8 protein-coding genes are annotated in these 8621 nt (G+C 68.0%); 6 read left to right on the top strand and 2 right to left on the bottom strand.

Annotated elements, in window-relative coordinates; genetic code table 11:
* On the top strand, positions 1-732 hold a 732-nt coding region (locus tag JMF86_RS22980), incomplete at its 5' end, for a lipase secretion chaperone (RefSeq protein ID WP_201317157.1).
* Between the two features lie 30 nt (positions 733-762).
* On the opposite strand, the gene JMF86_RS22975 is transcribed toward JMF86_RS22980, so the two are convergent.
* On the bottom strand, positions 763-2286 hold the full coding sequence (locus JMF86_RS22975; protein WP_011548117.1) for a PLP-dependent aminotransferase family protein: 1524 nt from the start codon (positions 2284-2286) through the stop codon (positions 763-765).
* Between the two features lie 107 nt (positions 2287-2393).
* On the opposite strand from JMF86_RS22975, the gene JMF86_RS22970 reads away from it, so the two are divergent.
* The 4 genes from JMF86_RS22970 to JMF86_RS22955 all read left to right on the top strand — a co-directional run bounded on the left by JMF86_RS22970 (position 2394) and on the right by JMF86_RS22955 (position 6872).
* Positions 2394-3506, top strand: coding sequence for an ABC transporter ATP-binding protein (locus JMF86_RS22970; RefSeq protein WP_006479371.1), 1113 nt, complete (start codon positions 2394-2396; stop codon positions 3504-3506).
* A 77-nt stretch (positions 3507-3583) separates the two neighbouring features.
* Complete coding sequence (locus JMF86_RS22965; protein ID WP_011548116.1) at positions 3584-4630, top strand: ABC transporter substrate-binding protein; 1047 nt, start codon at positions 3584-3586, stop codon at positions 4628-4630.
* Between the two features lie 111 nt (positions 4631-4741).
* Positions 4742-5998 (top strand): ABC transporter permease, encoded by a 1257-nt coding sequence (locus JMF86_RS22960; RefSeq protein WP_011548115.1) that lies wholly within the window; start codon positions 4742-4744, stop codon positions 5996-5998.
* Positions 5999-6035: 37 nt separating this feature from the next.
* Positions 6036-6872, top strand: a complete 837-nt coding sequence (locus tag JMF86_RS22955) for an ABC transporter permease (RefSeq protein WP_006479368.1) — start codon at positions 6036-6038, stop codon at positions 6870-6872.
* Positions 6873-6906: 34 nt separating this feature from the next.
* On the opposite strand, the gene JMF86_RS35320 is transcribed toward JMF86_RS22955, so the two are convergent.
* The gene (locus JMF86_RS35320; RefSeq protein WP_260525827.1) at positions 6907-7038 is read right to left on the bottom strand and encodes a hypothetical protein; all 132 of its coding nucleotides are present in this window, start codon (positions 7036-7038) and stop codon (positions 6907-6909) included.
* A 197-nt stretch (positions 7039-7235) separates the two neighbouring features.
* Here JMF86_RS35320 and JMF86_RS22950 point away from each other — a divergent pair.
* A partial coding sequence (locus JMF86_RS22950) for an MFS transporter (RefSeq protein ID WP_201317156.1) occupies positions 7236-8621 on the top strand: 1386 nt, incomplete at its 3' end.

Genomic DNA, 8621 nt, shown 5'->3' with positions numbered 1-8621 from the left:
TATTGCCTGACCGCGCGGAGCGACCTGAGCGCGGCCGCGCTCGATGCGTTGGTCGTGCGCGAGATCGCCGCGCAGCTCGACGGCACGGTCGCGCAGGTGGAGGCGCTCGACGTGTGGCACCGGTATCGCGCGTATCTCGATGCGCTCGCGACATTGCGCGATGCGGGTGCGGTCGACAAGTCCGACCTCGGCGCGTTGCAGCTCGCGCTCGATCAGCGCGCGTCGATCGCGTACCGCACGCTCGGCGACTGGAGTCAGCCGTTCTTCGGTGCGGAGCAGTGGCGGCAGCGCTATGACCTCGCACGATTGAAGATCACTCAGGATCGCTCACTGACGGATGCGCAGAAGGCCGAGCGGCTCGCGGCGCTCCAGCAGCAGATGCCGGCCGACGAGCGCGCGGCGCAGCAGCGGGTGGACCGGCAGCGCGCCGCGATCGACCAGATCGCGCAATTGCAGAAGAGCGGCGCGACGCCCGATGCGATGCGCGCGCAACTGACGCAGACGCTCGGCCCCGAGGCCGCCGCGCGCGTCGCGCAGATGCAGCAGGACGATGCGTCGTGGCAGAGCCGTTACGCGGATTATGCGGCGCAGCGTGCGCAGATCGAATCGGCCGGCCTGTCGCCGCAGGATCGCGATGCACAGATTGCCGCATTGCGGCAGCGTGTATTCACGAAGCCCGGCGAAGCCGTGCGCGCGGCATCGCTCGATCGCGGCGCGGGCAGCGCGCATTGACGAAGCGGGCGCCGCCGTGTGCGGCGCGCTTCACGCCGCGCGCGTGATGTTTCGCGGCAGATGTTGCTCGATGGTGTTGGCGAGCGTGTCGAACGCGGGCCGGATGCCTTCGTGCGCGACGCAGGCATAGCCGAGCAGCAGGCCCTGCCGCGCGGTGTCGAGGTTGCTGTAGTAGCTGGTGAGCGGGCGCACGATCACGCCCGCGTCGAATGCGCTCTGTGTGACTGCGCGATCGTCGCACGCGTCAGGCAGGCCGAGCACCAGATGCAGGCCGGCCTCGTCGCCCATCACCGGCAGCGCGTCGCCGAAGCGCGCGCGGATCGCGTCGATCATCAGTTGCCGGCGCTCGCCGTACAGCGTGCGCATTCGTCTGACGTGCGAAGTGAGGTGGCCGTCCATGATGAATTCGGCGAGCACGGCCTGCTGCATCAGCTGGCCTTCCCGATACAGCTCCGACAGCCCGGTGCGGAACGTGTCGACCAGATGCTCGGGCACGACCATGTAGCCCATCCGCAACCCGGGGAACAGCATCTTGCCGAGACTGCCGACGTAGATCACGCGGCCGCCGTCGTCGAGCCCCTGCAGCGACGCGAGCGGGCGGCTGCCGTAGCGGAATTCGCTGTCGTAGTCGTCCTCGATGATCCAGCAGCGGTGCTGGCGCGCATATTCGAGCAGCATGCGGCGCCGCGCGAGGCTCATCACCATCCCGAGCGGGTACTGGTGCGACGGCGTGACGAGCACGAGCCGCGGCGGATGCTGCATGTCGCTCGCGCGCGGATCGAGCCCTTCCTGGTCGACCGGCACCGGCGCCAGCGTGAGGCCGGCTGCCTGCAGCACGCTGCGCACGCCCCAGTAGCACGGCTCCTCGACCCACGCGCGATCGCCGATGTCGGACAGCAGCCGCACCGCGAGATCGATCGACTGATGGATACCGGTCGTGATGATCACCTGGTCAGGCGAGCATTTGACCGAGCGCGCGACGCGCAGGTAATCGGCGAGTGCGCGCCGCAGCGGCCGGTAGCCGCCGCCCGGCGCATAGGTCAGCAGCTCCGGATTGGCCTCCTTCCACAGCCGTGCCTGCAGGCGGCTCCACGTGCGGCTCGGGAATTCCGACACGTCCGGCACGCCTGGCATGAACGCCCCCCACTGGCGCCGCGAGACGCCCGCATGCTCGACCAGTTGCCGGCCGCGCATCGACAGGCTGCCCTGCGCGTCGGGCAGCGGCGGTTCGTCGGCCGCCGCCGGCGGCGGCGGGGCGCCCGGTACGCGGATCGCGGCGGCGTCCGGTCGCGTGTCGGCCACGTAGGTGCCGCTGCCAGTGGTCGTCAGCACGTAGCCTTCGGCGGTCAGCTGGTCGTACACGTGCAGCACGGTATTGCGCGCGATCGACAGGTCGCCCGCGAGCGTGCGCGAACTCGGGAGCTTTGTTCCTGGCCCCAATTCCCCCGTCAGAATCGCCTGCTGCATCAGCTGCAGCAGTTGCCGGTACATCGGCTCGGACGAGCTGCGGTCCAGACGGGCGGACAGCCAGTCGGCGACGATCACGGTATCCAAAGTGGTCCTACTAGGAATATTGAAATGGTTCCCTAGTATAGAACCGTGCGCGCCGTATAGTGGCTCGCATCTCAAAATCAATTGGCGCGGAACCAGGGGACAGCACGATGAAGTCCGATGATGTGATCGTCAGCTTTCGCGGCGTGCGGAAGACCTACGACGGCGAGACGCTGGTCGTCAAATCGCTCGACCTCGACATCCAGCGCGGGGAATTCCTGACGCTGCTCGGGCCGTCCGGCTCGGGCAAGACCACCTGCCTGATGATGCTGGCCGGCTTCGAATTCCCGACCGGCGGCGAAATCCGCCTCGACGGCGAGTTGCTGAACAGCGTGCCGCCGCACAAGCGCAACATCGGCATGGTGTTCCAGAACTACGCGCTGTTTCCGCACCTGACGGTCGAGCAGAACGTCGGGTATCCGCTGACGGTGCGCAAGCTGCCCGCCGCCGAGCGCGCGGAGCGCGTCGCGCACGCGCTGAAGATGGTGCAGATGGAGCGCTTCGCGAAACGCTATCCGGCGCAACTGTCGGGCGGCCAGCAGCAGCGCATCGCGCTGGCCCGTGCGCTCGTGTTCGAGCCGAAGCTGGTGCTGATGGACGAGCCGCTCGGCGCGCTCGACAAGCAGTTGCGCGAACACATGCAGTACGAACTGAAGGCGCTGCACGAGAAGCTCGGCGTGACCTTCGTGTACGTGACGCACGATCAGGGCGAGGCGCTGACGATGTCCGATCGCGTCGCCGTGTTCGACAAGGGCATCGTGCAGCAGCTCGACACCGTCGACCGCCTGTACGAATCGCCGTGCAACGAATTCGTCGCGAACTTCATCGGCGACAGCAACCGGCTGCGCGGCACCATCGCACGCGTCGACGGCGAATTCTGCGAATTCCGGCTCGACGACGGCACGAAGCTCGTCGGCCGCCATATCGGCGAAGCCGCCGAGGGCGCATCGGCCGTCGCGTGCATCCGCCCGGAGCGCATGAGTCTCGCCGCGCACGGCGTGAACGGTGCGAACGGTGCGAACGGCGCCGCCGCCAATTGCGTGAGCGGCGAGGCGCGCAGCCTCATCTATTTCGGCGATCACGTGCGCATGCGCTGCGCACTGCCGGGCCAGGACGAATGTTTCGTGAAGGTGCCGCTCGGCACCGGCGCGCTCGACGCGTTCTCGCCCGGCGCCCCGGTCTCGCTTGCGTTCTCGCCCGAACACCTGCGCGTGTTCGCGTGAGCATGGTTTACCCCGGTTTTTCGCAGCACGTCGTCAACAACAAAGCCCACTTCCACCACGAGAGGAGAGGAACCATCATGAAACGAGCAAGCTTTACCGCGCGCCGCACGGCGCTCGCGCTGGCCCTGGTCGCATTCGGCGCATCGGCCACCGCTGCCGAGCTCACGGTCGTCAACTTCGGCGGCGCGAACGGCGACGCACAGAAGGTCGCGTTCAACCAGCCGTTCGAGAAGGCGACCGGCAACAAGGTCACGGCCGTCGAATACAACGGCGAGCAGGCGAAGGTGAAGGCGATGGTCGAGGCGAAGCACGTCAACTGGGACGTGGTGGAAGTCGAATCGGGCGACCTGAACCGCGGCTGCGACGAAGGGCTGTACGAGAAGCTCGACTGGTCGAAGATCGCGAAGAAATCCGACCTGATTCCGGAATCGCCGCAGGTGTGCGGCGTCGGCTTCTTCGTGTGGTCGACGGCGCTGTCGTACAACGCGGACAAGCTGAAGTCGGCGCCCACCGGCTGGGCCGATTTCTGGAACGTGAAGAAATTCCCCGGCAAGCGCGGGATGCGCAAGGGCGCGCGCTACAACCTCGAATTCGCGCTGATGGCCGACGGCGTCGCGACGAAGGACGTCTACAAGGTGCTCGGCACGAAGGCCGGCCAGGATCGCGCGTTCAAGAAGCTCGACGAGCTGAAGCCGTACATCCAGTGGTGGGAAGCAGGCGCGCAGCCGCCGCAGTTCCTCGTCGCCGGCGACGTCGTGATGTCGACCGCGTACAACGGCCGCATCGACGCCGCGCAGAAGGAAGGCAAGAACCTGAAGGTCGTGTGGAACGGCAGCATCTACGACCTCGACTACTGGGCGATTCCGAAGGGTTCGCCGAACAAGGCGCTGGCCGAGCAGTACATCGCGTACTCGCTGACGCCGAAGCCGCAGCAGGCGTATGCGCAGCACATCGCGTACGGTCCGGCGAACATCGCGGCGATCAAGGCGCTCGACGCGAAGACGCTCGCGAACCTGCCGAACTCGCCGGCCAACGGCAAGAACGCGGTGCTGGAGGACATCGGCTTCTGGACCGACCACAGCGACGAGCTCGAACAGCGCTTCGCCGCATGGGCAACGAAGTAACCGGTCAGGCATCCTCACGGGTGTCGTGATGCAACCGGCCGCGCGACGCGTCGATCGCGTCGCGCGGCATTCCGCCGGCACGTGTCCGGCCGGAGAGACCAGTTGAATACGATGACGATCGCGCCTTCCTCGCCGTCGACCGCGGCGCTCAAGCGCGAGCTGAAGGCCGCCGAGGCCCGCAAGCGCACGATGGCGCTGCTGCTGGTCGCGCCGCTCGCGATTTTCCTGCTGCTGATTTTCGTCGTGCCGATCGGCACGCTGCTCACGCGTGCGGTGCAGAACCCGGAGATCGCGACCGCGTTGCCGAACACGGTCGCCGCGTTGTCGGGCTGGGACCGCAAGACGCCACCGGCGGACGCCGCGTATGTCGCGCTCGCGGCCGACATGACGAAGGTGGCCGACAGCGAGGCGATGGGCGCGCTCGCGCGGCGCCTGAACACCGAGATTCCCGGCTATCGCTCGCTCGTCGCGAAGACGGCGCGCGCGATGCCGCTGAAGGGCGACAATGACGCGGCGCTGACGCCCGCGCAGACGCGCGCCAAATTCATCGACCTCGATGCGCGCTGGGGCGACGTCGCGTACTGGCAGTCGATCGCGAAGAACGGCAGCCAGGTGTCGCCGTTCTACCTGCTCGCCGCGCTCGATCACAAGCAGGACGGCTTCGGTCACATCGTGCAGGCCGATCCCGACCAGTCGATCTATCTCGCGATCTTCGGGCGCACGTTCGTGATCGGCATCGCCGTCACGCTGTTCGCGCTGCTGCTCGGCTATCCGCTCGCGTACTGGATCTCGACGCTGTCGGAACGGCGCGCGAACCTCGTGATGATCCTCGTGCTGATTCCGTTCTGGACGTCGGTGCTCGTGCGCGTCGCCGCGTGGATCGTGCTGCTGCAGAGCGAAGGGCTCATCAACACGGCGCTGATCGGCAGCGGGCTGATCTCGCATCCGCTGACGCTGCTGTTCAACCGCGTCGGCGTGTACATCTCGATGACGCACATCCTGCTGCCGTTCATGATCCTGCCGCTCTACAGCGTGATGAAGTCGATTCCGCCGACCTACCAGCGCGCGGCCGTGTCGCTCGGCAGCCATCCGTTCGCCGCGTTCTGGCGCGTGTACGTGCCGCAGACCTATCCGGGCGTCGGTGCGGGCGCGCTGCTCGTGTTCATCCTCGCGATCGGCTATTACATCACGCCCGCGCTGCTCGGCGGGCCGAACGACCAGATGGTCAGCTATTACGTCGCGTACTTCACCAACGTGACGATCAACTGGGGCATGGCGTGTGCGCTCGGCGGGCTGCTGCTCGCGGCGACGCTCGTGCTGTATGCGGTATACGGGCGCTTCACGCGCACCAACGTGAGCCTCGGCTGAGCGCCGGGCACAGGGAAACGGGAAGGGGATGCCGACCATGAAACTCGCCAGGCCGCTGTTCGCGCCGCACATGTCGTTCGTCGAGCGCGCGTGGTACGTCGCGTTGCGCGTGCTCGTCGTGCTGACGCTGCTGTACCTGATCCTGCCGGTGCTCGCGATCGTGCCGCTGTCGTTCTCGTCGAGCACGTTCCTCGTGTATCCGATTCCGGGTTTCTCGCTGCGCTGGTACGAGAACCTGATCGCATCCGACGAGTGGCGCATGGCCGCGAAGAACAGCTTCATCGTCGCGCCGTCGGCGACCGTCGTCGCGACCGTGCTCGGCACGCTCGCGGCCATCGGCCTGACGAAAGCCGATTTCCGCGGCAAGGGGCTGCTGATGGCCGTGCTGCTGTCGCCGATGATCGTGCCCGTCGTCGTGGTCGGCGTCGGCATGTACCTGTTCTTCGCGCCGCTCGGGCTCGCGAATACCTACACGGGGCTGATCGCCGCGCATGCGGCACTCGGCGTGCCGTTCGTCGTGACGACGGTGGCCGCGACGCTGCAGGGCTTCAACCAGAACCTCGTACGGGCAAGCCTGTCGCTCGGCGCGAACCCGGTCACGACGTTCTTCCGCGTGACGCTGCCGGTGATCGCGCCGGGCGTGATGTCGGGTGCTCTGTTCGCATTCGCGACGTCGTTCGACGAAGTGGTCGTCACGCTGTTCCTCGCCGGCGCGGACCAGACGACGCTGCCGCGCCAGATGTTCACGGGCATCCGCGAGAACATCAGCCCGACGATCGCGGCGCTCGCCACGATCCTGATCATTTTCTCGACGAGCCTGCTGCTCGCGCTCGAATGGCTGCGCGGCCGCAATGCGCGGCGTGCGGTGACCTGACCTGACGCGGTGGCGCGACGGCGGTGCACGCGTGTCAAGCGTCGGCGCATTGTCGATGCTTGATGTCGCCGTCGGACGCGGCCGGGCCGGGCGCCGACACGACGAAGCTGGCCGCGAGCCCGACAGGCTGCCCGGCAATCGCCCGATCGTCGATCGTTGTGCGCATCGACGACGCCGCGCGCAAGGCACGGCATCCCGCAAGCTTTCGTTTCGCTGACTGACGGCGCGGCCGTCTGCACGTTCGGTGCGGCTCTGCAACAATACGGCTCGCGGTGCCGCGCGTTCCGTTCTTGCCGCACGGAGCGCTCGTCGCCGCGCCGCTCAATCCGCGACGCCGCGCGTCGCCCGTCAGCCGAGCCCATCTTGTCCGAATTCGCTTCCCCCGCCGGCGCGCACGAGCCGGCCGTCAACTGGCGCGCGATGTCCGCCGTGCTGCTGGCCGTCGCGCTCGCGACCCTCGACACCGCGATCGCGAACACCGCGCTGCCCGCGATCGCCGCCGACCTGCATGCGTCGCCGGCCGCGTCCGTGTGGATCATCAACGCGTACCAGCTCGCGATGGTCGCGACGCTGCTGCCGTTCGCATCGCTCGGCGACATCGTCGGTCACAAGCGCGTGTATGTCGCCGGGCTGGCGGTGTTCACGCTGGCGTCGCTCGGTTGTTCGCTCGCGTCGACGCTGCCGATGCTGACGGCCGCGCGCATCGTGCAGGGCTTCGGCGCGAGCGCGATCATGAGCGTCAACGTCGCGCTGATTCGCGGCCTGTTTCCCGCGCACCGGCTCGGGCGCGGCGTCGGCTTCAACGCGCTCGTCGTCGGCGTGTCGTTCGCGGTGGGGCCGACGATCGCGTCGCTGATCCTGTCGGTGGCCGCGTGGCCGTGGCTGTTCGCGGTGAACGTGCCGCTCGGCGTGTTCGCGCTTGCAGTCGCGATTCCGTCGCTGCCGCAGACGGCGCGCGGCAAGCATGCGTTCGATCCGGTGGCCGCGCTGTTCAACGTGATCACGTTCGCGTCGCTGATCTTCGCGCTCGGCGAATTCGCGCAGCGTGGGCCGCTCTCGGTCGTGTTCGCGGCTGCTGCGGTGGCATTCTCGTTCGGCTGGCTGCTGATCCGCCGCCAGGCCGGGCACCCGGCGCCGATGCTGCCGGTCGACCTGTTCCGCCGGCCCGTGTTCACGCTGTCCGCGCTGACCGCCGTCTGCGCGTTCGCCGCGCAGGGGCTCGCGTTCGTGTCGCTGCCGTTCTATTTCGAAACCGTCCTGCATCGCAGTGCTGTTGAAACGGGGTTCCTGATGACGCCGTGGTCGGCGATCGTCGCGCTCGCCGCGCCGATCGCGGGGCGGCTGTCGGATCGTTATCCGCCCGGGCTGCTCGGCGCGATCGGCCTTGCATTGCTGAGCGCGGGCATGGTGTCGCTCGCCGCGCTGCCGGTGTCGCCGGGCGTCGTCGACATCGGCTGGCGGATGATGCTGTGCGGCGCGGGCTTCGGTTTCTTCCAGTCGCCGAACCTGAAGGCGCTGATGTCGAGCGCGCCGCCGGAGCGCAGCGGCGGCGCGAGCGGGATCATCGCGACCGCGCGGCTGATCGGGCAGGCGACGGGCGCGGCGCTCGTTGCGCTATCGTTCGGGATCGCGGGGCGCCACGGACCGACGCTTGCGTTGATGCTCGGTGCGGGTTTCGCGGGCGCGGCGAGCGTCGCGAGCGGGCTGCGGCTGTTCGCGCCGTCGCATCGGGCCGGCGCGCCGGTCGTG

The organism is Burkholderia sp. E168m15 (assembly GCF_016586105.1).
Taxonomy (GTDB): Bacteria; Pseudomonadota; Gammaproteobacteria; order Burkholderiales; family Burkholderiaceae; genus Burkholderia; species Burkholderia orbicola.
Note: the sequence above shows the minus strand (reverse complement) of the source record. Positions and strands in the feature narration are given on the sequence as shown.